The sequence below is a fragment of the Rufibacter hautae genome (assembly GCF_008271695.1).
Lineage (GTDB): Bacteria > Bacteroidota > Bacteroidia > Cytophagales > Hymenobacteraceae > Nibribacter > Nibribacter hautae.
Window position 1 is genome coordinate 2,283,471 of sequence record NZ_VKKY01000001.1, and the last position, 26,530, is coordinate 2,310,000.

Below are 26,530 nucleotides of genomic sequence, written 5' to 3' on the forward strand. Positions count from 1 at the left end.
TATATTGTCCCCGCATCGTATAGCTGCCTTTGCGTCATCACTCTTATCAAGCTCACCCAAGAATGAAGGAACTCACCGCTCCGCTTCCTGTCCAAAAACTTCACCTGGCCGTGGGCATCATCTGCCTGTTCCACGTGTGCGGGCTTATTGGGTTCTACACACCTTTCCGAGATTGGTTTCTGAGCAATACGCCTTTAAACCTGGTGCTGGCCACCGGATTGCTGCTGTGGAACCACCAGGGCCTGACGGTAAAGATGGTGCTGGGTGCTGTGGGGGTGTTTCTGGTGGGCTTAACCGCCGAGATTATTGGCGTACGGACGGGTCAGGTGTTTGGCGCCTACCATTATGGCGAGGCGTTTGGGTACAAGTTCATGGACGTGCCGTTGGTGATTGGCATGAATTGGGCGGCTTTGTGCTTTGCCTCGGTAGCGGTGGTAAATGTTTGGCAACGACCTTATTGGGTAAAAGCGGCCCTCGCGGCGGCTATCCCGGTGACCATTGATTTCCTCATTGAACAAGTCTGCGAGAAGTTCGATTTCTGGTATTGGGACAGCCACACTCCGCCGCTGCAGAACTATCTGGCTTGGTACGTTTTCAGTTATCTGTTCGCGCTGGTGCTTATTCCGCTGCTCAAAAATTCCTGCAATTTTTTTGCGCCCTACTTTCTGCTGGTGCAGTTCGTGTTTTTCCTGTTGCTCAACGTAGTGGAGTTCTTTTATGCCGGATAAGTCCCTCACGTATGACTACATTATTGCGGGAGCCGGAGCGGCGGGCCTAAGCCTGATGTGCCACTTGCTGGGGCACCCGGAACTGCAATCCAAACGGATTCTGCTGCTGGACCGAGACGCCAAGCAAAAGAATGACCGTACCTGGTGTTTCTGGCAAACCGGCGAAAGCCCTTTTGAGAGCTGCCTTAAAAGCCAATGGAGCCAACTGTACTTCCACTCGCCCAAGTTCTCGGCGCTGCTGGACATCAGTCCGTACCGGTACAAAATGCTGGACAGCCTGTCTTTCTACCAGCATTGCTTCAGCCTGATGAAGGACTTTCCTAACGTGGAGTTCCGGCAGGACGAGATCGTGTCTCTGGACCCTGAGGGCGTGATTACCGGAAAGCAGGCGGTGTACCAGGCGCAGTACGTGTTCAACAGTGTACTCTTTCAGATTCCCAAAGTAACGGGCAAGCATTACCTGGTGCAGCATTTTAAGGGCATTTTCATCAAAACAGCCCAACCCGCCTTCAACCCCGCTGAGCCTACGCTCATGGATTTCAGGGTGGCGCAGCACCAGGACTGCCGCTTTATGTACGTGTTGCCGGTCAATGCCCACGAGGCGCTGGTGGAATACACCGGGTTCTCAGAGGCGGCGTTGCCGCAGGAAGCCTATGACTGTGAGATAAAGCAATACCTCCGAGACTACCTGCGCATCACCGAGTATGAGATCACCCATGAGGAGTTCGGGATTATTCCTATGACCGATGCGCCGTTCTCTAAAAGCATAAGTGAGCGGGTGGTCAACATAGGCACAGCGGGCGGGGCCACCAAGGCATCTACGGGTTACACCTTCAGCTTTATCCAGCGGCAGTGCGCGGCTATTGCCCAGAACCTGGCGCAGGGCAAGAAACCGCTGGCGGGATCGGCGAAGACCATAGACAAGTTCGCGTTTTATGATAGCGTGTTCCTGCGGGTGCTGCTGGAAAAGAAACTGGCGTCTTGGGAAATTTTCCATAGCATGTTCAGCAAGTTGCCAGCCAGCCTCATCCTCAAATTCCTGAATGAGGAAACTTCGCTGTGGGAAGACCTCCGGATCATGCACGCCATGGACCAGCAGGTTTTCCTGGCTGCCGCCGTTAAACAAGCTTCCGGCAAATGAGCGCTCCCCGGCCTGTGGCCGGAAGGAGGCACGCACATACGGCAAAATCCTTAACTTAGCGGCCCAACGGTCCATGCCTTCAAAGACTCGGGCCGTTTCAGACCTGTTTTCAGAAAAATGAACCTAAAAGGCGGCTGCGCTAGAGTCAGTCGTTTCCATCTATTTCAATCATTAGTGGCTATGAGAAAGAACATTGTTGCCGGCAACTGGAAAATGAACAAAACCTACCAAGATGCCCAGGCGCTGGTAAGTGAGATTGACAACATGGTGAAAGACGAGGTCACCGCAGACAACGTGGAGGTGATTGTAACGCCGCCGTTCCCGTTCCTGCACTCCATCAGCAAGCTCATCCAGGGCAACCAACGCATGCATTTGGCGGCCCAGGATGTGAGCGCCCACGAGAGCGGCGCCTACACTGGCGAGGTATCGGCAGCCATGTTGAAATCCGTAGGCGTGGAGTACGTGTTGGTGGGCCACTCAGAGCGCCGGCAGTACCACCACGAAGACGCAGATCTGCTGTTCAAGAAAATGAAAGCCGCGTTGGCGCAGGGCATTAAGCCAATCTTCTGCTGCGGCGAGCCGTTGGAAGTACGCGAGGCTGAGGACCATTTCCAATATGTGGGCCAGCAACTGCGAGACACCGTGGCGCACCTGAGCAACGAGGAGTTCGACCAGATTGTGATTGCCTACGAGCCTATCTGGGCCATCGGGACGGGGCGCACGGCCAGCAGCCAGCAGGCGCAGGAGATGCACGCCTACATCAGAGAAGAGCTTTCCCGCATCTTTGACGCCGAGGCAGCCTACAACAAAACCATTCTGTACGGCGGTAGCGCCAACCCCGGCAACGCGAAAGAATTGTTCGCGCAGCCAGACGTGGATGGCGGCCTCATTGGCGGCGCCTCGCTTAAGTCAAGGGACTTCACCGATATCATTAAATCCTTCTAGTTGACTATGTCTGGTCTACTTTAAGAGTGGTCAGAATATTTATATAGTATAATCTTTATATTTTGGGCCTGTTTTGTGCAAAACAGGCCCAAAATGCTTTTAGGCCAACTTGGTATCCGCTTTGGGGTAGCTTCGGTCATAGATTTTATTTTACACTTTTCGTTTCCTTTTCTGGAAATAAGTCTAAAACGCAAGATTTTACTCTTATTTTCGTTGAAATATTTACCACCTCTTCTGCCAAATGGCAGAATTTGTATAAACACGCGTATGAGTTTTATTGAAGTAACCATCACCGCATCGCCAGAATACTCAGAAATCCTGATTGCGGAGCTGGGCGAACTTGGCTTTGACACCTTCCAGGACACCGAGGAAGGATTCCAAGCCTATATTGAAGATGATAGATTCTCTGAGGAAGCTCTGCAGGAGGTTTTGGAGCGCTACCGCTTTGCCGGGGAGTTCCCGTACCAAACCCAGAGCATCGCCAAACAGAACTGGAACGAGGAGTGGGAGAAGAACTTTGAGCCGCTGCTCATTGCCGATAAAGTATCCGTGCGCGCCGATTTCCACCCCAAGCCCCAAGGAATTGAATACGATATCGTGATCACGCCTAAAATGTCCTTCGGGACGGGGCACCACGAGACCACCACGCTCATGATTGAAAACCAACTCACCCTTGACCACAGCGGCAAGCGCGTGCTGGACATGGGCTGCGGCACCGGCATTCTGGCCATCATGGCGGAACAACTAGGTGCGCGTGAGGTGCTGGGTGTGGACATTGAGGACTGGACCGTGGAGAATGCCTGCGAGAACGCCGAGCGCAACAAGTGCCAGACGCTGGAAGTGCGCCTGGGCGATGCCTCTGTGCTGCAGGGCGAGGCACCGTTTGACCTCATCCTGGCCAACATCAACCGCAACGTGCTCTTGGAAGACATGCCGGTGTACAGCCAATTGCTGCTACCCGGAAATCCGTTGGTGCTGAGCGGCTTCTACACCGAAGACCTTCCCATACTGCAAGAAAGGGCCACAGAGCTTGGCCTTATTTTTGAGACCTCCAGAAACAAGAACAACTGGGTTTCGGCCATTTTCCGGAAAACAGCCACAAAATAGCCTGTCTATTCAGCCTAAGATTATGAAGCATTGTTACCTCTTTCTGATTCTTTTACTGAGTGGCCTGGCCAGCCATGCCCAAACCTACAAGGTCTCCGCCGAGGATCCTGAGCAATTTGTGCTGGACATGCGCGCCATGATGGCCGGCACCAAGAACGCCGCCGCCGTGCAGGTGGGCACCGGTTTTGAGGGCGCCTGGGCCAGTGGCCGCCTGAGTTCTTCCCAGAAGAAAAAGGTCATGGACCTGGCCCAGGAGATGCTCAAGAAAAAGCTCAAGTCGCGGCCGCACTTTGAGAATTTCCTGGGTACGTTGGGTACCAGCGTGAACCAGTACCAGTACACCGGCGCCAACCTGGACCAACTCCTGAAAGTGATGGAGCAGACCCTCCAGAAGCAGGATGTAAAGGTGTATGAGCGTTTTCTGGCTAATACCCAGCAGTTCTTGCTGAGTAAGACGCTTTACAAAGGTCCTACCAACACCCTGCAGGCGCAAGGCGGCACTTTCTCCTTTGAGTACCGAGAAGGTACCGCAGCCGCAAGCCCCGCTGACGCTGGCTGGGGAGCCGCTGAGGAAACTCCTGCCGCCGTAGCGCCTAAAACAACACCGGCACCAACCGCCAAAGGCACCAAAGGCACTAAAGCTACGGCTCCTGCCCCTAAATCTGCCCCCAAGAAAGCAGTGAAGCCGGCGGAGGACGATCCTTGGGCCGCTCCTAAGAAAGCAGCCAAACCGGCTGAAGAAGACCCCTGGGCTGCCTGGGACACCCCTAAGAAAGTAACCAAGCCGGCACCAAAAACCGCCAAGAAATCCAGCAGCGCTAAAAAATCAACGGGCACTAAAACCGCGGTAGCTAAAAAAGAGCCGGATCCGGTAAAAGCAGAGCCCGCCAAGCCGGTGGAGGCAGAATACTTTGCTGTTCCTTTGCCAGTGCTGGCAGGTCCGGTGGTGGTAATGGAGAAAGCTGACCTGGTGTTTACCTCCGCGTCTGACTCTGTGACCATCAAAGAAGCCACCGGCGCTGTGTCACTGGCCAACGGGATTTATGCCGGTAACGGCGGTAAACTGGTTTGGAACCAACTGGGCGGCGATGCCACGGCTGAGTTCAAGGGCCTTACCTTTGAGGTAGCTAAACCCGCTTTCAAGGTAGAAGACGTAACCCTGACGTTCCCGGCGGTGTTGGAAAACAGCATCCGGGGTAACCTGGAATACCGGCTTACCAAAGCCAAAGCGAACGGAGACAACGGTTATCCTAAGTTTATCTCCCACACCAGCAACGCCAAGATCAAGCGCTTTGGCGAGGATATCAAGTACCTGGGCGGTCTTTCCTTATCGGGTGGTACCCTCATGAGTGCGGCGCTGGACGGTAGCCCCTCCACCATCTGGGTGTCAGACAAAGGGGAGCGCAAATTCAGGGCTACCTCGCGTAACTACACCATCAATGATTCTTTGATCACCGCTCCGGAAGCCGGCATCGCCTTATTCCAGGGGAAAGATTCGGTCACTCACCCGGGGGTGAAGTTCAAGTATAACAAAGCTGGAAAGCGCCTGGTGCTCATCAATCCCGAAGGATTGTACAAGCTTACGCCGTATTACCATTCCTACCACCAGGTGGAACTCACCACCGATATGGCGGCCTGGAACATCACGGAGCCTAACATTGAGTTCTCCATCCTGACGGCGAAAAACCAGGTGCCGGTGCAGGTGAACTCCAAGGAATACTTCACCGAGGCACGTTTTCAGCAGATCAAGACTATCTCCAATTTCCACCCGCTGTACACTACCGTAGGGTACGGAGCGAAGATTGGCAGCCAGACGTTCTACCTGGCCCAGATGGCCGAGGATACAAAGCTCAAGAAAGAGGTGTTGCACCAGGCGCTCACCACTCTGGCCCAGAGCAATTACCTGGATTATGACGCTACTACGGGACAGGTGCAACTCCGCGAGAAAGCCTATCACTACGTAGATGCCTCCCGCAACAAGAAAGACTACGATTACATCAACCTGAACGCACTGTCTCCGGCGGGCCGGAACGCCACCCTGGACCTGGCCAGCGGTGACTTGGTTCTACGGGGCGTGGAATCCTTTGCCTTTAACAAAGACTCCTCGGTAGTGGTGGAGCCAGACAGCCAGATTGTGCGCATCAAAAAGAACCGTAACATGCTGTTCAACGGCAAGGTCAAGTCCACTGACTTCAGTTTCAGGGGCAAGGAGTTCCTTTTTGACTATGACGGCTTCTTTATTGATTTGGCCAAAATTGACTCCACGGTCCTGACCACCAGAACCAAGAGCAAGGACGGCAAAGAAAAAGAAACACCTTTCACCTTGGTGAACCGAGGCGGCAAAGGCCAGGCCAAGCTGTACCTCAATCGCCCAGACAATAAATCAGGCAGCAAGAAATCTCAAGGCTATCCGGCACTAGACGCGATCTCTGGAGCTACGGTGTACTTCAACAAACCCGAAATCCTGGGTGGGGTGTATGACACTACCGTGTATTTCAACATTCCGCCGTTCAAGATTGACAGCATGGCCAGTACCAAGAACAACGTCATCGGGTTCAAGGGAACGTTCAACTCGGGGGGCATCTTCCCGCCTTTTGAGACCAAGCTCGCCATTCAGCCAGACGGAGCGCTGGGCTTCCAGTATCCGGTGCCAAAAGCCGGGTTTGCAGTGTACGGCGGCAAAGGACGCTTCACGGATACCCTCACCATGGACACCAAAGGTCTGCGCGGGAAAGGTGTTCTGAGCTACCAGACCGCTACTATGTTCTCGCCGGGCTTTGTGTTCTTCGTAGACTCCGCCATTACTACCGTAGGTAAGAAAGGAAGCTTCAAAGAAGGCACCGTGGCACAGGGCTCTTACCCCAGCGGAACCTTCAAGGCCTTCACCATGAAATGGAAACCTTTCCAGGACACCCTGCAGATCCATACCGTGGGGCGCGAGCTCATGAGCATCTTCAATGACCGGTTCACTTACAAAGGCATGCTGGGCTTCACGCCGTCTTCCCTATTTGGAAATGGCGTGGTGGAGAACAAAGAAGTGGCCATGAAATCTCCGCATTTCGTGTTCAAGAAAGGACTCATTCATGGAAACCAGGCCGGTATGGAAGTGGCTTCCGCCGATAAGAAGACGCCTGCGCTCACTACCTTTGATGTAGTCCTAGATTTCCACATGGATGAAGGCTACGCAGAGTACAAAGCCGAAAGAATAGGCAGCGCCACAACGGAGTTTCCGTTTGCCCAGTACAAATCTTCTCTGTCTGCGGGTAAATGGGATTTCAAATCCAGAAAACTCACGCTGACCAGCGGGAACGAGGGTGGAGGCGAGTCTTACTTCTATTCCATGAAAACCGGTGATGACTCACTTGCTTTCAAGGCCAAAGGGGCCACCTATGACTTCAGCAACTACACACTGGTAGCCACCGGGGTGCCGTACATTCCTATTGGCGATAGTTACATCATCCCAGACAGCAACCGGGTGCAGTTCATGAAAGGTGCCGAGCTGAAGACCTTCCAGAAAGCCAGCTTGGCCATGGACTCCGTGCAGAAATACCACCAGATGGTGAAGGGGGAACTGCACGTAGACAACCGGTTCGGTATCACGGGGAACGCCATTTACTCTTTCGCTAACGCGAGCGGGGACGCCTACAAGATCAAGTTCGATAAGTTTGGCTGGCAGCGGCCAGAAGGCGGGAAAAAAGACGATGCCAAGGCCCCGGCCTTCTTCCTGGCCGAGGGAACGGTAAATGAGAAAGACACCTTGTTTATCATCCCTAAGGTGCGCTACTACGGTAACGTGGCGGTAGCCTCCAATAAAAAGACACTGAACTTTGACGGATACGCCAAGATGCTCTTCGGAGGCAAGGAGAGCGCCGACTGGTTCCCTTATAAGCGCGACGGGGTAGACCCAGAGGACGTGCGCATAGAAATCAAGGACCCGGCGCTGGCAGACGGCACACCGCTGAAAACCGGTATTCACCTGAACACCACCTCCGGTAAAATCTACAACACCTTTGTTTCTAAGAAGCAGTTTGAAGATGACATAGACGTGTTTGACGTGCAGGGCGTGCTTTCTTTCAACAAAGAAGAGAAGATGTACAAGATAGGAGACGAAGGCCGCGCGTACGGAAACTCCTACACCGGAAACATGCTCCAGTACAATGACGCTACCAAAGAAGCCAAATACGACGGGCAGTTCAACCTGATCAGGCGGGTGAAAGGGTTCAAGATGACCACCGTGGGCACCGGTACCGGCCGCACTGATAGCAGCCGGTATGAGTTAGACACCTTCATTGCCTTTGACTTTGACGCCCCTTCCCAAGCCATAGAAAGCATGGGCGCGAAAGTGGCGAAAGAAGTAGCCGGACTCCCGGAAGGAGTAGACCTGAATAACCCTACGCTTCCGTTTAAACTGGCCGCCTTCATTGGCGACAAAGGCGTGCCGGCATTCACCGCGGCCACGGCCAAAGGATACGTTCCCTTCTCAAAGATCTCTGAAAAGCTAATCCATACGTTGGTGCTGAACCAGGTGAACTTTAAATGGTCCACGAAGAAAAATGCATGGTACAGCGAAGGGCCTATCAGTATAGCCGGTATTGACAAGGTAGATGTAAACGCAAAAATCACGGGGCACATTGAGATAAAGGCAGGCCCTGCCGGTGATGCCGTTGCCATGTACCTGGAGGTGAACCCCTACCTGTGGTATTACTTCAACTTCTTTGAAGGCGGTTTGGGCATGACCTCTTCAGATCCGCAGTTCAACGGAGCGGTGGCCTCCAAGTCAAAAGGAAGAACCGTGGCCGGAGGAGATTACACCTTCTACCCGTTGGAGGATATTGACCGAATGGAATTTGTGAACTACTTCCGGAAGACGTACCTGGGCAAAGAGCCTTTGAAAGCAGCCCCGCAGCCAGTGTACAATACCTTTGACACAGCCACCGAGGAAGACACTGGCAAGAAGAGCAAGAAGAAAAAGAAAGGCGAGGAGATGGTGGACACTGGCGCAACACCGCCAGGCTTTGATAATCCGGTAGACCAGCCAGAGGAAGACAAAAAGAGCAAGAAGAAAAAGAAAGAGGAAGCCGCTGATGCTGTTCCTGCTGGCTTTGAAACGCCGGTATCCCCAGTGGAAGAAGCCAAAGGAAAAGACAAGAAGAAAAAGAAGGAGGCCGAAGTTGATATTCCTTCAGGCTTTGAAACTCCGGTAACCGATGGAAAAGAAGAAACTTCTGACAAAAAGAAAAAAGACAAGAAGAAGAAAGCAGGGGAGACCCCGCCCGACATTCCGCCTACCGGCAATTAACTGAGGCTCAGAACCCCATTCTTTACCTTCAACAGCATCCCGTTTTCAGGCCGGTTTCCCAGAAACAGCCCGGAAACGGGATGTTCTGTGAACGGCCTAACAGGTGTTGGGCTATGGGCAGGGTTTGCCTATATTTGAAGGAATATATTTTTCAGAACCCTATCGGCGGCAGCCGTATCTAAGAAAGCAGATCTACAAAACCACGGACACACATGGAGCTAGTCATTATTGGCGGAATCATTTTATTGGCTTATCTGATTGGGTCTATCCCTACGGCGGTGTGGGTGGGCAAGAAGTTTTACGGCATTGACGTGCGGCAGCACGGCAGCGGCAACGCCGGCGCTACCAATACCTTCCGGGTGCTGGGCAAGAAGCCCGGCTCCATTGTCATGGCCGTGGATATTCTGAAAGGCTGGGCCGCTACCTCATTGGCCAACCTGCTGGTGAACTGGGAGGCGATTGAGCCGCAGCAACTGATTATGTTCAAACTCATTCTGGGCGTGGTGGCCGTGATTGGCCATATCTTTCCGATATACGTGGGCTTTAAAGGCGGCAAAGGCGTAGCTACGGTCATGGGCATGGTGCTGGCGGTACACTTGCCGGTGGCTTTGATCTGCCTGGGCATCTTTGTGGTGGTGCTGCTCCTGACCAAATACGTGTCGCTGAGTTCTATGCTGGCCGCAATTTCTTTCCCTTTGCTGCTGATGCTGCCCATGTTCCGGCCAGACAACCTTTTGCTGCCCATCTTCGGGATTTTCATTGCTGTAATGGTGGTCTTGACCCATAAAAAGAACATCAACCGGCTGTTGCAGGGCGTGGAAAGCAAGGCCAACATTAACCCTTTCAAAAGCAAGTAAACGCTCGCGGGTTATCGGCAGAAGTCAGATTTCCTTTTCGGGGTACTTCTAGGAAAACAGGCCGAAAACAGAAGAGCATTGCCGCAAAGCGGAAGCACAACTTCTGGAAGGCTGAGATTAAGCGAATTCATGATAAAAGCGGCTTTCTTTCCTTAGAAGGACGCTTTTTGTTTTTAACTTCACCCACCATCAATCCCATACTATGAAAGCCTATATTGAAGAGAACAAAGACCGGTTTCTGCAAGAGTTGCTGGAGTTGTTACGTATTCCATCGGTGAGCGCAGACCTGTCTTTTAAAGGAGACGTGATGCGGGCGGCTGAATTCCTGAGAGAGAAGTTAGAGGCGGCCGGGGCAGACAATGCGCAGCTGTTCAAGACGGCCGGCAACCCTATTGTCTACGCCGATAAAATCATTGATCCGGCCTTACCCACGGTGCTGGTGTACGGACACTACGACGTGCAACCCGCCGATCCCTATGAACTGTGGAACTCGCCGCCGTTTGAGCCCGTGATCAAAGACGAAAAAATCTACGCCCGGGGGGCCTGCGATGACAAAGGCCAGACCTACATGCACGTGAAGGCGTTTGAGACCATGATGCAGCAACAGGCCTTGCCCTGCAACGTGAAGTTCATGATTGAGGGCGAAGAGGAAGTAGGCTCTGTGAACCTGGCCACCTTCGTGAAAGAAAACAAAGAAAGACTCAAAGCCGATATCATTGTCATTTCAGACACCGGCATGCTGGCGAACGATGTGCCCTCGGTAACTACCGGTCTGCGCGGCCTCAGCTACCACGAGGTAGAGGTGACCGGACCCAACCGCGACCTGCACTCCGGGCTGTACGGCGGCGCCGTGGCCAACCCTATCAACATCCTGTGCAAGATGATTGCCTCGCTGCACGACGAGAACAACCACATCACCATTCCCGGGTTCTATGACAACGTGGAAGAACTAAGCCAGGAAGAACGTGCCGAGATGGCCCGCGCCCCTTTCAGCCTGGATGCCTACAAAATAGCCCTTGATTTGCCAGATGTACACGGCGAGGCTGGCTACAGCACCATGGAGCGTAATTCCATCAGGCCTACGCTGGACGTGAACGGCATCTGGGGCGGCTACACCGGCGAAGGCGCCAAGACGGTAATCCCTTCCAAAGCATTTGCTAAGATCTCTATGCGGTTGGTGCCGCACCAGACCTCAGAAGAAATAAGTGCGCTGTTCCAGAAACATTTTGAGTCTATTGCCCCGGCCAGCGTGAAAGTGGTGGTGAAACCGCACCACGGCGGAGAGCCGGTGGTCACGCCCACCACCTCGGCGGGTTACCAGGCAGCGGCCAGAGCCATGGAAGACACCTTCGGGAAGAAGCCGGTACCAGTACGCAGCGGTGGCAGTATTCCTATCGTGGCCATGTTCAAGTCTGTGTTGGAAACCGATACCGTGCTCATGGGCTTCGGGTTGGACTCAGATGCCATCCACTCGCCCAATGAGCATTTTGGGGTGTTCAACTTCATGAAAGGCATTGAAACCATTCCGCTGTTCTACCAGCATTTCGCCCAATTGCACGGCAAGAGCTAAGGAATTAATTGCCGCCGTTTTCAAGCCGGTTTTTTGAAAACAGCCCTTAAACAGAAAAGCCCTGCACTCACCAAGAGTGCAGGGCTTTTTTATGTGCGAAGTCTTCTGCCTTGCGTCTTTTCTCGTTGGATTATCTGCTCAGTGGGAAAGCCAGGGATAATTGGATAGAAGAGTGACGGGCGTTTTTAAACTCGCCACGGGCCGGAGAATCATCGGTCAGTTCTGTAAACGCACCGTTGTAACGCAGGCCTAAGCTGATGCCGTTACCAGCCGCAAACCCAAGCCCGGCAGCGTAACCTACCTCAAAGTCTGAGTAGCCAGACTTGCTTTTCTCGCTCACCGAGCGGTCTACCAGTTCGCCGTTGCGGTACTCTTTGGTTTTGTCGTTCACGCTCACCATGTAAGAAACCTGCGGACCAGCCTCAAAGAAGAAGCTGCTGGCTTTGATACGGGCCAAAACCGGAACATCAATGTAGTTGAAGTTAGAGGTTCCTTCGTAGCGGTACTCAGTGCCCAGCAAGTTGGTTTCTACTTTGTCATCATACTTATACCCTTTGTTGGAGTACAGCACTTCTGGCTGGATGGAGAAGAAATCACCTATTATAGGCGCGTTAAAGTAAACCCCGGCGTTGAAACCTATTTTGTTGTTGAATCTTTCCTCGTTCTGCAGATCACCAGAAAGGTTAGAATAGTTAAGACCTCCTTTGATCCCGAAGGTTGCCTGCGCCTGCGCTGCATAGGAGGCTACAACCGCTACAAATAAGAAGACGAATTTTTTCATGATTTTAAAAAGTTGAATTTAGTTCCCTTGTTTGAAGATATTTAATCAAACACTGTGCCTAACTTCTAGTATTGCTGTGCCAAACAAGATTTAGGGTGTTTGTGTAAGCTAAGTGGTTGAACAGTAGGGGTAAAAAAATAGGAGGAACCACTAGTAGCGGTTCCTCCTTATTTCAAGTACTTACTTTATTACCGGCTAGGGAACAAGAAGCCTAAGGTCAATTGGAAAGTAGAGTGACGGGCATTTGTCAAATCATCATTGTCACCTTCATTGGCCAAGGCATTAATACTACCATTGTACCGAAGGCCTAAACTAAGGCCGTTCTCTAACTGATAACCTAAACCAGCCACATAGCCAATTTCAAACTCAGAAAGATTGTCTTTTTCTACTTTTCTTTCGGTCTCTGTCTGGGTATTTCCAAGGAAAGTTTCGCTTTTGTCTTTGATGCCTAGCAGGTAAGAGGCCTGTGGTCCGCCTTCAAAGAACAAGCCACCTGCATTGATTCTTAGCAGCACGGGTAAGTCAAGGTAGTTGAAGTTGACACTTCCTTCGCTTCTGTAGTTCTGGTTGCCTACCATGTACTCATCATCGCGGTACTGGTAGCCACGCTGAGAGTAAAGCAGTTCTGGCTGTAAAGATAAGAAGCCATCACCGGTCAGGTCGAAGTTGGCCGTTAAACCACCCACAAACCCGAATTTGTTTTCATAGATGTCCTGGTTATCTAAGTCCCCAGAAATGTTAGACATATTTGCCCCGGCTCTGAGACCAATTCTAGGACCATTTTGTGCTTGTGCAACGCTGAAGGAAAGCACGGCTGCAAGAAATAATACAATCTTTTTCATAGAGATAATGGAATTAGGTTATGGGTTGTTTGTCTGACATACCCTTGTAAAACTCACCCCATTATACGGCACTGCAATAAAATGTTGGTATTTTCTGTATTAAGTTTCTGTGTAGGTAGAAAAATGCCGTATTTAAACAACTTAGAAAAAGATAAAAATACGGGGTAGAAGCTTTGTTTCTCAGCGCATTAAGCCTTTTAAGCCTGGTTAGGGGGTGAAACGCTTCCACACTCAAAATGGAAAATCAAAAATTCTCTTTTCTATCTGTTTTCTTGAAAAGACCCCTAAAACTCCTTCCACCCAAAAGAAGAACAGAAAGGCACTATGGCTCAATAGGATATTTAGTAAAGGAGCCTTAAAATGGTAGACAGAAAAAAAGGGCCTCTATTGAGGCCCTTTTCAAATCATGGGGAAGATGTATTATCTGCCTCCAAACATATAGCTCAAAGACAGTTGGAAAACAGAGTTGCGTACTTTGATGTCATCGTCTTCATTGATGCTGGTGATACCGCCTTGGTAGCGCAAGCCAATGCCAAGACCGGCCGGCATCTGGTAGCCTATACCAGCAGCGTACCCAAATTCGAATTTCTTGTATCCTTCTCCATCTTCGGTGTCCAAGTCTATTTCATCGCCACCAATTTCAATGGTGTTTTTGTCGTTCACCATGAAACCTAAGGTAGGCCCTAACTCAAAGAATAGGCCTCCGGCGTTGATGTGGGCCAGGATTGGAACATCAATGTAGCTCAGTCGTGACTTTAGGGTAGCCTCCTCGCCGTCTTCTTCGCCTTCAAACTTGAAGCCTTTCAAAGAATACAGCAGTTCTGGCCTGATAGAGATCATCTCAGAGATACCGTAGTCTGCGAAGAGACCACCATGGAAACCAAAGAGATACTCAGCGTCATCCAGGCCATCGCCCATAACGTTGGTAAAGTTCGCGCCTGCTTTTATCCCCAATTTGATGCCCTCCTGGGCTTGGGCGAAGTAGGTGGTGAACAATGCAGCAATAAAGAATACTAGCTTTTTCATGAAGTTTATTATTTAGGTTAGTAATTGATGATGGGGGGAGCCTCCAGTAAGGCATGTAGGCCGGAAATGAATCTTCCTGTAATTATCTCAGCGTGTAACTCACTCCCAGTTGAAAGGAAGAGTTGTAGACTTTGGCTTCTTCAGACTTGTCTAACTTGCTCAAACCACGGGTATAGCGTAAGCCAAGGCCAAGTCCGCTCTGGAACTGGTAGCCAAAACCGGCGGCAACACCAAGGTCAAACTTGTTTAATTCATCTGTTACGGTTTTGGTTTCTTCAAATTCCTCGCCTAGTAACTCGCCTTCTTCTCTTGTTTTCGCGCTTAAAAGGTAAGAGAAGGTAGGGCCCGCCTCAACAAAGAAATTACCCGCCTTGAATCTGGCTAAAACCGGAAGTTCTATGTAGTGGGTGGTGAGGTAAGATTTGTATTCAAAGTCTTCTTCATCGGCTTCGGCATAGAAGCCTTTCATGGAGTAAAGAAGCTCAGGTCTGATGGAAAACTGTTCTGTAAGACCATAGTCTAAGAAACCGCCCGCATGAAGGCCAAGGAGGTTGCCTAAGTTTTCTTCGTCTTTACCAACAACACTGCTCACATTAACACCTGCTTTCAAACCTAATTTGATGCCTTCCTGGGCTTGGGCAAAATAGGTAGTGAACAATGCGGCAATAAAGAAAAACACTTTTTTCATGATTGATAATAAGGGTTTAGGGATTTTAAGGGTTAGTAACGGGTAATGCTATTTAGGATAAATATTGGTTTTTGTATATACTAACAAGTAAGTATAAAGTCTCTGACCTGACCTGCTTCAGAATCTTTGAGGGTAGTAATCCTATAGGCAGATCTTGTTGGTTACAGTTCTTACTTCTCTTTCTTGCAACGCTCCTGAGCCAAATATCAATTGCCGGAAAGGGCTTCTGTGCTGCGTTGCTTCCTCTACTAGACAGCCTTATATTAGATTACCCCTATCCTTGATTAAAATAAAAATCCTCCTGACGAACTGCTTTCTAGAAGCATGGTCCGTCAGGAGGAAATGGATGAAGGAAGCGTGTGTCTTGCGAAGTGGCTTAGCCGGCCCAGCCTTCGCGGTCTAGGCTGCGGTACTGAATGGCCTCGGCGAGGTGTTCTATTTTGATGTCTTGGGAGCCAGCCAAGTCGGCAATGGTGCGGCTTACTTTTAAGATGCGGTCATAGGCCCGGGCCGAGAGCCCCAGTTTCTCCATGGCGGCTTTCAAGAGCAACCTGCCGGCCTCATTGATGCGGCATAGGTCTTTGACCATCTGCGGTGGCATCATGGCGTTGGAGTGGATGTCTGGGAAGTCCTGGAACCGGTTGGCCTGCCATTGGCGCGCCTGTTCTACGCGCTCCCTTATATCAGCGCTGGTCTCAGTTTTGCGAGTCTCGGTCATCTGATCAAAAGAAACCGGGGTAACCTCCACGTGCAGGTCAATGCGGTCTAATAAGGGGCCGCTTACTTTGTTCAGGTAGCGCTGCACCACGCCAGGTCCGCAGACGCAATCTTTATTGGGGTCATTATAGAAGCCACAGGGGCACGGGTTCATGCTGGCCACCAGCATAAAGTTGGCCGGGAAATCAATGGTGAGGCGTGCCCGCGAGATACTTACCCGCCGTTCTTCCAGCGGTTGGCGCATGACCTCCAGCACGGTTCTTTTGAACTCCGGCAATTCATCCAGGAAAAGAACCCCGTTGTGCGAAAGCGAAATCTCGCCGGGCTGCGGATTTCCGCCGCCGCCTACCAGTGCCACGTCTGAAATGGTATGGTGTGGTGCCCTGAACGGCCGCTGCGCCAAAAGAGAACCCTGTACACCCAACTTACCTGCGACAGAGTGAATTTTAGTGGTCTCCAATGCCTCATGCAAGGTGAGCGGCGGCAGGATGGAGGGCAGGCGTTTGGCCAGCATGGTTTTTCCAGCGCCGGGTGGGCCAATCATGATCACGTTATGACCGCCGGCCGCAGCAATCTCCAGCGCCCGTTTAATGTTTTCCTGACCCTGTACATCGGCAAAATCGGCGGAGTACTGGTGCAGGGTCATCTGGAAGTGGTCGCGGGTATCAACTTTAAGCGGCTCAATGGCCAGGTCGCCGCGCAGGAAGTCTATGGCTTCTTTAAGGTTAGACACGCCAATCACATCCAGGTTGTTCACAATGGCCGCTTCCTGAGCATTCTGTTTGGGCAAGATAAAGCCTTTGTACCCTTCTTTGCGGGCCTGTATGGCAATGGGCAGCACGCCTTTGATGGGTCTCAGTTCCCCGTCCAGCGCCAGTTCACCCATGATGAGGTACTGTTCCAGATGGTCGGTGAGGAGTTGTTCAGAGGCTGCTAGAATACCCAGGGCAATGGGCAGGTCATAGGCCGAGCCTTCTTTGCGCACGTTGGCCGGCGCCATGTTGATGACTACTTTCTGGCGCGGCATCCGGTAGCCATGGTGCTTGAGCGCAGATTCAATCCGTTGCTCGCTTTCTTTGATGGCATTGTCTGGCAAGCCTACCAAAAAATACTTGGTGCCTGGTGATACGTTTACTTCAATGGTGATGGTGAAGGCATTCACGCCCTGTACGGCGCTTCCGAAGGTCTTGACAAGCATAGATGATTCTAATACAATTTTGGATATTATTTTGAAGCGCAACAGCAAGCGGCCACAATAAATTCCGTAGGAAGTATTCAGAAGTGAAGCAACACCTGGAACCTCAACTACCTATTTAGCTAGGAGGTGCCAGGCGTACAGATAAAAGGAACTACGGTTTAGCCCTGTTTTAAGAAAATCAGGCGCAAAGCGCCCTTGTAAGTAAATTGCAGAACGCCTATTAGGCCATGTGTTTCTCCAGCAGCAGAATCAGGATGTGGATGACTTTGATGTGGATCTCCTGGATTCTATCGGCGTAGCCGAAATGGGGCACTCTGATTTCTACATCGCTCAAGGGCGCCAGTTTGCCGCCGTCTTTGCCGGTGAGTGTAACCACGTAGGCGCCCTGGGCTTTGGCGGCCTCGGCGGCTTTGAGCACGTTAGCCGAGTTGCCGCTGGTGCTGATGCCCAACAATACATCGCCGGGTCTTACCAGGGCCTGCACGTACCGGGAGAAGATGAGGTCATAGCCGTAGTCATTAGACACGCAGCTCATGTGGCTGGGATCTGAGATAGAGATGGCGGCCATGGGCGCCCGGTCATCGCGGTAGCGGCCGGTGAGTTCCTCGGCGAAGTGCATGGCGTCACACATAGAGCCTCCGTTGCCGCAGGAAAGTATCTTGCCTCCGTTCTTCAGGCTGTTGGCCATGAGCTGCGCCGCTGCTTCAATAGAGGAAACGGTGGTGGGCTGGGTCAGAAAATCGGTGAGCACCTGTTGGGCTTGTTGCAGTTCCTGCAGAATGAGGGCAGAAGGAGAGGTAGTCATGTACTATACAAAAGGCCGGTGTTCTGCCGGCGGCAGGTTGGGGTTTTCATCCGGATTTACGGTTGGCGGAATGGGAGCCGGCGTGATAATCAAAGTCTGCTCGTCCTCCGCCGAAGCATTCGAATGGCGGTGCTGTTGCGGCGCCAGGGGCTCAGCCCTGTTAGAGGCAGGCTCCGGGATAAGCGGCGTGGCCGAGGTTTTCAGCTGTTGGTCATAATGTTTCGCTTTCCACTCGGTGTGTTTCGCCTTCAGATCCGTGTGTTGGCGGCGCTCGCGTTCCAAGCTCCGTTTTAGGGTGGCAATATACACGTTTTCTACCAAGAGTTCTGCCAGCAGCAACACAGCCCCCATCCAAAGCAGGTAGTTGAAGAACTCGGCGTCATGGGCTAAGTCAAACAGCATCACAAACTTAGAAACGCTTAAAATGCGCAGCAGAAACAGAAAGGCAATGAGCAAATACACCATCACCGCAATATTTATAAACTTCTTCAGGGATTCCATAGCCGTACAGATTGTGGGTAAACATTAAGAATAATGAATATATACCTGTACGCAAACGCCAGGAAATAGCTGTGAAACGCCTGAAGATGATAGAAATGAGGTTCTGAAAAGTAGCTTGTTTGTCTATTTAGCGCCAACCCACCCCTACCCCTCCGAGGAGGGGAATTTTACCTTGCGACGCTATTACTACAAAACAGCGCCTTTACCACTCATTAGACCTATCATTATAATCTTCTTTATCTGATACTCCCCTCCTCGGAGGGGTAGGGGTGGGTTGGCGTTTTTGTGATGAAAACTTCCAGAAAAGCAGAAGCCGTTTAGCGGCTGTTTTCTGAAAACAAGCGCTAAACGGCTTCTGAACATTAGACGAAAATGGTTACGAGGTGTGCTGCATCTGGGTGAGTTTATGGTACACGCCGCCGTGCTGCACCAGTTGGGCATGGTTCCCGCGCTCCACAATACGGCCGCCCTGCAGTACAATGATCTCATCGGCGTGCTGGATGGTGCTCAGGCGATGCGCAATCACCAACGAGGTACGGTTCTTCATGAGGTTGGTCAAGGCTTCCTGCACCAGTTTCTCAGACTCTGTATCCAGCGCCGAGGTGGCCTCGTCCATAATCAAAATTGGAGGGTTTTTAAGGATGGCCCGAGCGATGCTCAGGCGCTGGCGCTGCCCACCAGATAGTTTGCTGCCCCGGTCCCCGATGACGGTCTGATAACCTTCCGGTGACTGCATGATGAACTCGTGCGCGTTCGCGATTCTGGCGGCGGCCATGACCTCGACCTCGGTGGCATCGGTCTTGTTAAAGGCGATGTTGTTGAAGATGGTATCGTTGAAGAGGATAGATTCCTGCGTCACAATGCCCATCTGCTCCCGGATAGAGAACAAAGAGCAATCGCGCAGATCCAGACCGTCAATGGTGATGGCGCCCTCGGTGGGGTCATAGAAACGGGGCAACAGGTCGGCTAACGTGGATTTACCGCCGCCGGACGGACCCACCAACGCGATGGTTTTGCCTTTGGGGATGGTCAGGTTAATGTTCTGCAGAATGGGATCATTGGCGTACCGGAAACCTACGTTCTTGAACTCAATGGCCTGGGTGAACTCAGGCAGCGTTTTAGAATCGGGCCGGTCTCTGATCAGGGGTTCGGTGTCAATAAGGGCCAATACGCGCTCCCCGGAAACTAATCCGCGCTGGATGTTGCTGAACGCGTTGGAGATGGCTTTCACCGGCACCAACACCTGAGAGAACAAAGCCAGATAGGCAATCAGGTCCTCGCCGCCCAGGTCAGACTCGCCGCGCAGCACCAAAGATCCGCCGTAGAACAGAATGCCCGCCACCGCCGAGACGCCCATGAACTCAGAGAAAGGCGAGGCCAGGCTGCGTTTGTTGTTCATGGAGGTGATGATGCGCGCGTACAGGCTATTGCTCTGCCGGAACTTGTCCAGCACGTACGGTTGGGCATTGAACCCTTTGATGACACGCAATCCGCTTAAGGTCTCGTCAATGATGCCCAGGATAGAACCCAGCGCATCCTGCCCCTGCGACGACTGCCGCTTCAGCTTCTTAGAGATGCTGGAGATGATCAACCCCGAAACTGGCAACACGAGCAAACTGAAAAACGTGAGCTGCGGCGAAATGTAGAACAGCACCACAAAATACCCGATCAAAAGGAAAGGCTCCCGGAACAGCACGTTCAAGGTACTCACCACAGAATTCTCTACTTCCTGCACATCGTTGGTGAGCGTTGACATAATATTGCCTTTGCGCTGGTTGGAAAAAAAGCCTAACTGCAGCTGCGTGAGGCGCTCAAACACCTGCATTCTGAGGTTCTTCACCACCCGGGCCCGTACCACCCCCTCAATCCGGAGGCCGATATAGCGGAACACATTCGCCAGCAGCACCGAGATCACCAGCATGAGACAGATGAAGCGCAAAGCCCCAATACTGCCTTCGGCCTGGATGATCTGACCCACATGGTAGTAGAAGAATTGGGTGAACCAGCTGATATTGAACTCAAATGCCGGGACCGCTGCCGGAATGTCATCCATGCTTTTGGCTTGCCCAAACAATACCTTCAGCAAAGGAGCCAGCAACCCGAAGTTCAGAACCCCGAAGATGGTGGCCAATAAGGTGGCCATGGCGTACCACGGAACGTATTGGCTAAACGGCCGCGCAAATTTTAAAATGCGGAAATAAGTTTTCATTCCTGCAAAGGTACGGCTTTGCCGGAATGTAACCGCACCCGGTTCTAATATGCCTTTCGGGCTTGTTTTCTGGAAAAGAGGCAGAAAACGGCAGCGCCTCCTTCTGGGTTAGAAAGAGGCGCTGCTTTGTTTTAGAGGGATTTTTAGAAAAAAGCCCCTAAAACTCATGGGTGCGTTGCGGGATGTTCCACCGGAAAGAGACGGCCGTGAAAGCGTTTTTCCGGTCATAGCTATCGACCTCCGCATCGGCGCGGCGCACTACCTGGGTCAGGTCCAGGAACATGTTGTAGCGCAATTGGAAAGAAGCGGTCGCCTCGCCATAGATTTGGTCGGTGGTGATGCCGCTGCCAATCTCATAGCCGTAATCGCCCTGGCGCAGGTTGTAAGATTTAAGCACGTTGCCGCCGTAGTTGTACACCGTGGTGCCGCCCTCGGGGTTCAAAGGATCTACGGTTGGCTCCGGGTCCTGCCCGTAGCGCGTGGCAATGGCTTTGGCGGTAAGGGTTAACTTAGGGATGGGCTGGTAGCGCACAATGGCCACGGCCTCGGCCAGGTTCGCGCCCATGGGATGTGCCAAAGGCTGCAGATAATGCTGGTAGTTCTTGGAAGGGTCTTCGTGCTGGTAGGTGAACGGCCGGGCCAGGTTCAGCTCGCCCTGCAGGTCCAGGTTAGGCACCCCGAAGGCATCAATGTACTTGGCTCCGCCCTGCAGCGCGAATTTATTTCCCCACCAGCCGTTGCCCGCGCGCAACTCACTGATCAGGAATTCATCCAGCACGGCCTGGCCGTAAAGCTGCACGCGGTTGTAGATGTTCCATTTGAAGTCAAATCCCAGCAAGGCATTGTCTTCTGAGCCCAGGCCCTGCTCCACGCTGCGGTAGAAGATGATAGGGTTGAGGTACTGCAACTCAAATCGGCCGTGGTCGCGGCCAAAGATCACCGACTCAAACACGCCCACGTTCAGGTTAGGCAGAATGTTCAAGCTGAGGTGGTGCAGCGTCATGTACTTCTTGTCGTACAGCTGATCTGCGAATTTGAAGTCCTGGGTGAGCTCGGCGTAGAGGTTGGTGTACTGCAGCTTCCAGACCTGGGTCTGCAGTTTCAAGAAAAAGTAAGGCGCCGCGTAGTCTGACAGGATCATGGAGCGATAGCCGTTGCCTATGAAATTGCGATCATGGCCAAGCATCACGCTGATGTGCTTGGTCGCCGCGTAATTGATATAGCCTCTCGCTGAGAAAAAGTCATAACCGCCGCTCTTCCCGAAGGGTTTCCAGTAGGCCTCATGCGGCACAATGTTGTCGCGGGTCACGCGCTCATTCACGTAGCCGGGCAGCTTCACCTGGTTATCGGCCAGGAACGTGTAGAAACCCAGCTTTTCGTCTATAGAGCCTTCTATCTGCAAGCCGCGGGTGTTGATGTAGCGCAGGCCGTCGGTCTCGGTGTCTTTGCCGGCCTGTAGCCCGATGACCGGGTTCACGCGCAGGGAGAACTCGGGGCTTTCGTAGTGGTAGAGATCGGTCTTGTTTCTGAAAAACGGGCCTAAAGACCGCTGGCTTTCGTTGTCGCGGGCGTAGCGGGTGTAGTTCCAGTTATCGTTGAGGAGGTAGTTGACGTTGTACTCATCGGTGCGGGAACCGGAGTAGTTGGTCTCCTGGCGGGCTTCCTCGCCCAGGGCAGCCACGCGGGCGCGACCATAAGGTTTAAAGGAAGTATGCAGGTTCTCGGTGTTGTGCTTGATATGGTAGCGGTCAATGACCCGGTACACATCCGGGTTAAGCGGCACAGTGGCATCCTGCGCCGATGCTGAACCTGCCAAAAAGAGGAAGCCCAACAGCAGACGGTAAGTTTTTCTCATAGACTAGAATTGTGGATCCCTAAAGATAAGGGAATTTTGAGCGTGTACTCTTCCGGGCCGCCTCAGGTTGCCTGGCAGCGCCCAGTGGAAGAACGCACAAGCACCCGTTTTTCTGCCGATTTTTCTAAAACCGCCTTCAAACACCTCCGTGCAGCGGCCTCAATCTTGCCGAAGGATTACCCGAGTGCGCCGAAAACAGTATCTTGCCGGTCACATGATCCAGCTGCTGCGCCACCACGAGATAGATTTTGCCCGTTGGGAGACTTGCCTCCAAAACGCCGGGGAGTCTTTGGTGTACCTGCAGGCCTGGTACCTGGAGGTGGTGTGCAGCGGTGAGTGGGAGGCCTTGGTGGAGATCCAGGCCGATGCCTACGTGTCTGTGTTTCCATTGCCTGTTAGAAGATTCTTAGGAACGAAGAAAGTGTACCAGCCACTGTTCACGCAACAGTTAGGCTTGGTAGTAACAGCGGGCAGCCAGCATACCTCCGCAGAAGAATATCTAAGTTTAGCGGCCAGTTTGTTCGGGCAGGTGCAGTACCAGATGCCGTGGCCGGAAGAAGCTGCTTTAAACCTGACGGAGCCCTGGACCTGGCGCCGGCGGCCCAACTATGAACTGCGTTTAGCGCCCGTTTACGCAGAAATAAGGGAGAACTACGCCATCAACCTGCGCCGGAACCTGAAGAAGACAAGCCAGGAGCAACTGACCTTGGTCCCCACAGAGTCCATCCAGCCGCTGCTGGAACTGTTCCAAAACACCAAAGGCAAGGAGTTGCCGGAGCTGCGGCCCCGGCATTACCAAAAGCTGGCAGTTCTCTACGCGCAGGCCAAACAGCACGGCGTGGGAGAGGTGTGGGAGGTGCACCGGCAAAATAAGTTGCTCGCGGCGGCGTTCATCTTGCGTACTGCACAGAGAACCACCTTTTTGTTCGGGGCCAGCTCCGCAGAAGGGAGAACGCACAACGCCATGGCTTTTCTGCTGGACCAGCTCCTTCAGCAAGAGGCAGGTTCTGGGAAGACCTTTGACTTTGAAGGCAGCGAGGTGCCGGGGGTGGCGAAATTTTACGCCGGTTTTGGCGCGCAGCCCGTCTCGTACGTATCTTTAAGCCTACAACCTAATCCATCCGTCTTATCATGGACTCCAAACGTCTTCAGATTCTTAGCCAGACACCTTCGTTAGCCAATCATTTTATCTCTGAGTTGCGCGATGTGGCGGTGCAGAAAGACAGTTTGCGGTTCCGCCGGAACCTGGAGCGCCTGGGCGAGGTAATGGCCTTCAAAATCTCCGAGACTCTGGAGTACGCTGATAAGACCATCCAGACGCCGCTGGCCCAGACGCCCCAGACGCTGCTCACCGAGTTTCCTGTGCTGGCCACGGTGCTGCGGGCCGGTTTGCCGTTCCACCAGGGCTTCCTCAACTATTTTGACCATTCTACCAGCGCTTTTGTGGGGGCCTATAGGGTAGAAGGGGGGCGTCAGCTGTCTGTACACTTAGATTACATGGCTACGCCGAACCTGGAGGAGAAGATCCTGATTCTGGTAGACCCTATGCTGGCCACCGGAAAATCTCTGGTGCTCACGTATAATGACATGCTGCGTTTTGGCAAACCCAAGCGGATCATTATTTCTGCCATCATCGCCAGCCCCGAGGGGGTAGCGCACGTACAGGAACAGATTCCCGAGGCAGAGTTATGGATAGGAGCCGTAGATGAGCGCCTGAACGAGCATTCTTATATAGTGCCGGGCCTAGGCGATGCCGGTGACCTGGCCTTCGGCTCTAAGAGCTGACAGAATAAAAATAATTTTAAACTAAAGATTTATGACTGTGTTGGTTAACTATAGTTGTATCTTTAAATCCCCCTGACCTTTGGTTCTTCTTAGGTCAATGTTTCTGCGGATTAGGTAAATACTATTGTTGGGTTTCATGTTTCAAGGTAAGGCTGTATGGTTGCTGCAGTTCTAAAATATATTTCTGTCTATCTTTTAAGTTCTGTGAAGTTCTTTGGAGGTCCTTTGGTTGGTTTTACCATGGGGGTGTCTTTCTGGGCTACCCTGGGGTTGACTATAGCCGGCATGATGACCAGCGTTTGTCTGTTCTCACTCATCGGGACTGCGGTGCATGACCGGTATGTGGCCCGGCAACGAACCAAGAACAAGCCTAAGTTCAGCAAAAAGAACCGGCGGATTGTTTCGGTATGGCAAAAGTTTGGGATGTCTGGCATCGCCTTTCTAACCCCTATCTTATTTACGCCCATTGTGGGCACCGTGCTGGCTACTGTTCTGGGGGTCTCCAAAAGCCGTATCATGCTGCACATGCTCTGGAGCGCCGTTTTCTGGGGCTTCACCGTAACCTTGACTTTGTTTGAGCTGAGCCACCTGCCTTTTTTGCAGTTCCTTAGGTAATTGCTGGTTGTTCATTGCTGATTGTTATAAAGAAGGAAGGTGCTTTAAGGCAGTTTTCGTTAAAACAGGCATAAAACAGAAGAGCCGCGTGATATACTCACGCGGCTCTTCTGTTTTTAGGTGCTTCCTCAAAAATCGGGCTTAAAACAAAATCTCTTTTCAGGGAAAGCAATCAACAATGAACAATCAACAATCAATTACCGGCTTTTGCGCTTGCTGGCTCCGCCTGATTTGGTTTTCTTCCAGCCGGCTTTCTTGGCGTCTCTCACTTTGGCGCCTTTGCCGATGTTCTCTTTCGGGCGGGCTTTTTTCTCGTGGAATGCGCCTTTGAAGTTGGGGTCCTCGCGGCGGCGCTGGTTGTCTAGTTCGCGGTCAATGAGCTGCTGCTCCTCAAACGGCGTCTCGTACACCCGCACTTCCGCAGGAATGGGCGCCTCCGGGATTTGCATCTTGATGAGCTTCTCAATCCGGTCAATGTGGTGCATCTCGGCCTCGTTGGCGAAAATGATGGATGCCCCGGTCTGCTCGGCGCGGCCCGTACGGCCTATTCTGTGCACGTAGTCCTCGTAGATAATGGGCACATCGAAGTTGATCACGTGGCTCACATCGTTGATGTCAATACCGCGGGCGGCTACGTCGGTGGCTACCAGGTAGCGCACTTCGCCCTCCCTGAATGCTTCTACGGCGTTGATGCGGGTATTCTGGCCTTTGTTGCCGTGTACCACGCGCACGCCGCCTTCGCCTTTGCGGTCCAGGAAGGAGCTCACGTTGTCGGCGTTGGTTTTGCTGCGGGTGAAGATCATGACCCGGTTAAAGGTTTCTTTGTCCTGGAAGAGGTGCTCCAGCAGCGCGATCTTGGTGCGGAGGTTGGGCACGCGGTACAGTTTCTGGCTCACGGTCTCCACCGGCGTGGCCTGCGGCGTCACTTCCACTATCATCGGGAATTCCAGGAACTCCTCAGACAGGATGTGCACCCGCTCGTGCATGGTGGCCGAGAACAGCAGGTTCTGCCGCTTGCGCGGGATAATCTCCAGAATCTGGCGGATTTGCGGCATGAAGCCCATGTCCATCATCTTGTCGGCCTCGTCCAGCACCAGCGTCTTAAGTTCTTTCAGGTGCAGCTCGCCTTTGCGGTAAATGTCCATGAGGCGGCCGGGCGTGGCTACTAAGATGTCAATTCCGGCCTGGATGCGCTCAATCTGGGTTTTAGGCCCCACGCCGCCGAAAATGCCCACCGTGCGGACATCAAGGTAAGCGCTGAACTTCTGGATATTCTCCTCAATCTGCATTACCAGCTCGCGGGTAGGCGCCAAGATAAGCGCGCGCGGATGTTTGCCTTGGGCATATTTCACTTTCATGAGCAGCGGCAACACGTAGGCGGCCGTCTTGCCCGTACCCGTCTGCGCGATGCCCATCACATCATGTCCGGCCATAGCCAGCGGAATGGTTTGCATCTGCACCGGCGTAGGTTTCTGGTAACCCAACTCAGAGATGGCATTCAATAACTGACGGTTCAGCTTGAAATCCTCAAAACTAGGCTGCTCTTCTTCCTGTGCGGTTTCCTGGGTGTCCTCTGGGGTTATAGGCTCATCCTGCTCGGGGGCAAGATTGTCGTTTTCTTCTTCTATCATCGGTGCAAAGGTACGGGTTCTGTTTTAGATTACGTTTCCTGGCCAATTTTGGGAAACTGTGCGGTTACAGAATAAAGGATTTCCGGTGATTTAGGAAGTGGCTGATCCTGTAGGTTCTCGCTGGCGCAATCGAGTTCGCAGTGGCGATCGTCTGGCTCTTATCTTTTCGGCCTGTTTTTAGAAAATCGACTTTAAAAACGCATGACTTACGGCAGGTGCCTTTATCTTAG

19 protein-coding genes and 1 pseudogene are annotated in these 26,530 nt (G+C 52.3%); 10 read left to right on the top strand and 10 right to left on the bottom strand.

Annotated elements, in window-relative coordinates:
• Nucleotides 1-62: 62 nt before the first annotated feature.
• The 7 genes and pseudogenes from FOA19_RS08985 to FOA19_RS09015 all read left to right on the top strand — a co-directional run.
• Nucleotides 63-728, top strand: coding sequence for a carotenoid biosynthesis protein (locus FOA19_RS08985; protein WP_149090391.1), 666 nt, complete (start codon nt 63-65; stop codon nt 726-728).
• On the top strand, nt 718-1,869 hold the full coding sequence (locus tag FOA19_RS08990; protein WP_149090392.1) for a lycopene cyclase family protein: 1,152 nt from the start codon (nt 718-720) through the stop codon (nt 1,867-1,869). The genes FOA19_RS08985 and FOA19_RS08990 overlap by 11 nt, the downstream gene beginning before the upstream one ends.
• Nucleotides 1,870-2,049: 180 nt before the next feature.
• Nucleotides 2,050-2,814 (top strand): triose-phosphate isomerase, encoded by a 765-nt coding sequence (gene tpiA / locus FOA19_RS08995; RefSeq protein WP_149090393.1) that lies wholly within the window; start codon nt 2,050-2,052, stop codon nt 2,812-2,814.
• Nucleotides 2,815-3,081: 267 nt separating this feature from the next.
• Complete coding sequence (prmA, locus tag FOA19_RS09000) at nt 3,082-3,921, top strand: 50S ribosomal protein L11 methyltransferase (protein ID WP_149090394.1); 840 nt, start codon at nt 3,082-3,084, stop codon at nt 3,919-3,921.
• Nucleotides 3,922-3,943: 22 nt separating this feature from the next.
• A complete protein-coding gene (locus FOA19_RS09005) occupies nt 3,944-9,220 on the top strand; it encodes a hypothetical protein (protein ID WP_149090395.1) in 5,277 nt (1,758 codons plus the stop codon).
• A gap of 212 nt (nt 9,221-9,432) precedes the next feature.
• A complete protein-coding gene (gene plsY, locus FOA19_RS09010) occupies nt 9,433-10,077 on the top strand; it encodes a glycerol-3-phosphate 1-O-acyltransferase PlsY (protein WP_149090396.1) in 645 nt (214 codons plus the stop codon).
• Nucleotides 10,078-10,267: 190 nt separating this feature from the next.
• A pseudogene (locus FOA19_RS09015) lies at nt 10,268-11,647 on the top strand (dipeptidase); the annotation flags it as partial.
• A gap of 130 nt (nt 11,648-11,777) precedes the next feature.
• On the opposite strand, the gene FOA19_RS09020 reads toward FOA19_RS09015, so the two are convergent.
• The 9 genes from FOA19_RS09020 to FOA19_RS09060 form a co-directional block, all read right to left on the bottom strand.
• A complete protein-coding gene (locus FOA19_RS09020; protein WP_149090398.1) occupies nt 11,778-12,428 on the bottom strand; it encodes a porin family protein in 651 nt (216 codons plus the stop codon).
• Between the two features lie 188 nt (nt 12,429-12,616).
• A complete protein-coding gene (locus FOA19_RS09025) occupies nt 12,617-13,270 on the bottom strand; it encodes a porin family protein (RefSeq protein ID WP_149090399.1) in 654 nt (217 codons plus the stop codon).
• A 420-nt stretch (nt 13,271-13,690) separates the two neighbouring features.
• Nucleotides 13,691-14,296 carry a porin family protein gene (locus FOA19_RS09030; protein ID WP_149090400.1) on the bottom strand — a complete coding sequence of 202 codons (606 nt, stop codon included), beginning with the start codon at nt 14,294-14,296 and terminating at the stop codon, nt 13,691-13,693.
• Nucleotides 14,297-14,378: 82 nt separating this feature from the next.
• Nucleotides 14,379-14,984, bottom strand: coding sequence for a porin family protein (locus FOA19_RS09035; protein ID WP_149090401.1), 606 nt, complete (start codon nt 14,982-14,984; stop codon nt 14,379-14,381).
• A 376-nt stretch (nt 14,985-15,360) separates the two neighbouring features.
• The gene (locus FOA19_RS09040) at nt 15,361-16,899 is read right to left on the bottom strand and encodes a YifB family Mg chelatase-like AAA ATPase (protein WP_149090402.1); all 1,539 of its coding nucleotides are present in this window, start codon (nt 16,897-16,899) and stop codon (nt 15,361-15,363) included.
• A gap of 220 nt (nt 16,900-17,119) precedes the next feature.
• The gene (gene lpcA, locus FOA19_RS09045) at nt 17,120-17,704 is read right to left on the bottom strand and encodes a D-sedoheptulose 7-phosphate isomerase (RefSeq protein ID WP_149090403.1); all 585 of its coding nucleotides are present in this window, start codon (nt 17,702-17,704) and stop codon (nt 17,120-17,122) included.
• 3 nt (nt 17,705-17,707) lie between these two features.
• On the bottom strand, nt 17,708-18,205 hold the full coding sequence (locus FOA19_RS09050; protein ID WP_149090404.1) for a hypothetical protein: 498 nt from the start codon (nt 18,203-18,205) through the stop codon (nt 17,708-17,710).
• A 376-nt stretch (nt 18,206-18,581) separates the two neighbouring features.
• Nucleotides 18,582-20,414 (bottom strand): ABC transporter ATP-binding protein, encoded by a 1,833-nt coding sequence (locus tag FOA19_RS09055; RefSeq protein WP_149090405.1) that lies wholly within the window; start codon nt 20,412-20,414, stop codon nt 18,582-18,584.
• Between the two features lie 157 nt (nt 20,415-20,571).
• Nucleotides 20,572-22,269, bottom strand: a complete 1,698-nt coding sequence (locus FOA19_RS09060) for a hypothetical protein (protein WP_149090406.1) — start codon at nt 22,267-22,269, stop codon at nt 20,572-20,574.
• 214 nt (nt 22,270-22,483) lie between these two features.
• Between FOA19_RS09060 and FOA19_RS09065 the strand changes: the two genes are divergently transcribed.
• The 3 genes from FOA19_RS09065 to FOA19_RS09075 all read left to right on the top strand — a co-directional run bounded on the left by FOA19_RS09065 (nt 22,484) and on the right by FOA19_RS09075 (nt 24,669).
• Nucleotides 22,484-23,446, top strand: a complete 963-nt coding sequence (locus tag FOA19_RS09065) for a GNAT family N-acetyltransferase (RefSeq protein ID WP_223808797.1) — start codon at nt 22,484-22,486, stop codon at nt 23,444-23,446.
• Complete coding sequence (gene upp / locus FOA19_RS09070) at nt 23,401-24,054, top strand: uracil phosphoribosyltransferase (RefSeq protein WP_149090408.1); 654 nt, start codon at nt 23,401-23,403, stop codon at nt 24,052-24,054. The genes FOA19_RS09065 and upp overlap by 46 nt, the downstream gene beginning before the upstream one ends.
• A 204-nt stretch (nt 24,055-24,258) precedes the next feature.
• A complete protein-coding gene (locus tag FOA19_RS09075; RefSeq protein ID WP_223808798.1) occupies nt 24,259-24,669 on the top strand; it encodes a hypothetical protein in 411 nt (136 codons plus the stop codon).
• A gap of 197 nt (nt 24,670-24,866) precedes the next feature.
• Here the strand turns inward: FOA19_RS09075 and FOA19_RS09080 are convergent, their stop codons facing one another.
• Nucleotides 24,867-26,300, bottom strand: a complete 1,434-nt coding sequence (locus FOA19_RS09080; RefSeq protein ID WP_149090409.1) for a DEAD/DEAH box helicase — start codon at nt 26,298-26,300, stop codon at nt 24,867-24,869.
• Nucleotides 26,301-26,530 lie beyond the last annotated feature (230 nt).

What these genes read in the sequence shown, in the direction of transcription:
- FOA19_RS08985 (WP_149090391.1), top strand. Translation starts at nt 63, where the DNA reads ATGAAGGAACTCACCGCTCCGCTTCCTGTCCAAAAACTTCACCTGGCC.
- FOA19_RS08990 (WP_149090392.1), top strand. Translation starts at nt 718, where the DNA reads ATGCCGGATAAGTCCCTCACGTATGACTACATTATTGCGGGAGCCGGA.
- tpiA (WP_149090393.1), top strand. Translation starts at nt 2,050, where the DNA reads ATGAGAAAGAACATTGTTGCCGGCAACTGGAAAATGAACAAAACCTAC.
- prmA (WP_149090394.1), top strand. Translation starts at nt 3,082, where the DNA reads ATGAGTTTTATTGAAGTAACCATCACCGCATCGCCAGAATACTCAGAA.
- FOA19_RS09005 (WP_149090395.1), top strand. Translation starts at nt 3,944, where the DNA reads ATGAAGCATTGTTACCTCTTTCTGATTCTTTTACTGAGTGGCCTGGCC.
- plsY (WP_149090396.1), top strand. Translation starts at nt 9,433, where the DNA reads ATGGAGCTAGTCATTATTGGCGGAATCATTTTATTGGCTTATCTGATT.
- FOA19_RS09020 (WP_149090398.1), bottom strand. Translation starts at nt 12,428, where the DNA reads ATGAAAAAATTCGTCTTCTTATTTGTAGCGGTTGTAGCCTCCTATGCA.
- FOA19_RS09025 (WP_149090399.1), bottom strand. Translation starts at nt 13,270, where the DNA reads ATGAAAAAGATTGTATTATTTCTTGCAGCCGTGCTTTCCTTCAGCGTT.
- FOA19_RS09030 (WP_149090400.1), bottom strand. Translation starts at nt 14,296, where the DNA reads ATGAAAAAGCTAGTATTCTTTATTGCTGCATTGTTCACCACCTACTTC.
- FOA19_RS09035 (WP_149090401.1), bottom strand. Translation starts at nt 14,984, where the DNA reads ATGAAAAAAGTGTTTTTCTTTATTGCCGCATTGTTCACTACCTATTTT.
- FOA19_RS09040 (WP_149090402.1), bottom strand. Translation starts at nt 16,899, where the DNA reads ATGCTTGTCAAGACCTTCGGAAGCGCCGTACAGGGCGTGAATGCCTTC.
- lpcA (WP_149090403.1), bottom strand. Translation starts at nt 17,704, where the DNA reads ATGACTACCTCTCCTTCTGCCCTCATTCTGCAGGAACTGCAACAAGCC.
- FOA19_RS09050 (WP_149090404.1), bottom strand. Translation starts at nt 18,205, where the DNA reads ATGGAATCCCTGAAGAAGTTTATAAATATTGCGGTGATGGTGTATTTG.
- FOA19_RS09055 (WP_149090405.1), bottom strand. Translation starts at nt 20,414, where the DNA reads ATGAAAACTTATTTCCGCATTTTAAAATTTGCGCGGCCGTTTAGCCAA.
- FOA19_RS09060 (WP_149090406.1), bottom strand. Translation starts at nt 22,269, where the DNA reads ATGAGAAAAACTTACCGTCTGCTGTTGGGCTTCCTCTTTTTGGCAGGT.
- FOA19_RS09065 (WP_223808797.1), top strand. Translation starts at nt 22,484, where the DNA reads ATGATCCAGCTGCTGCGCCACCACGAGATAGATTTTGCCCGTTGGGAG.
- upp (WP_149090408.1), top strand. Translation starts at nt 23,401, where the DNA reads ATGGACTCCAAACGTCTTCAGATTCTTAGCCAGACACCTTCGTTAGCC.
- FOA19_RS09080 (WP_149090409.1), bottom strand. Translation starts at nt 26,300, where the DNA reads ATGATAGAAGAAGAAAACGACAATCTTGCCCCCGAGCAGGATGAGCCT.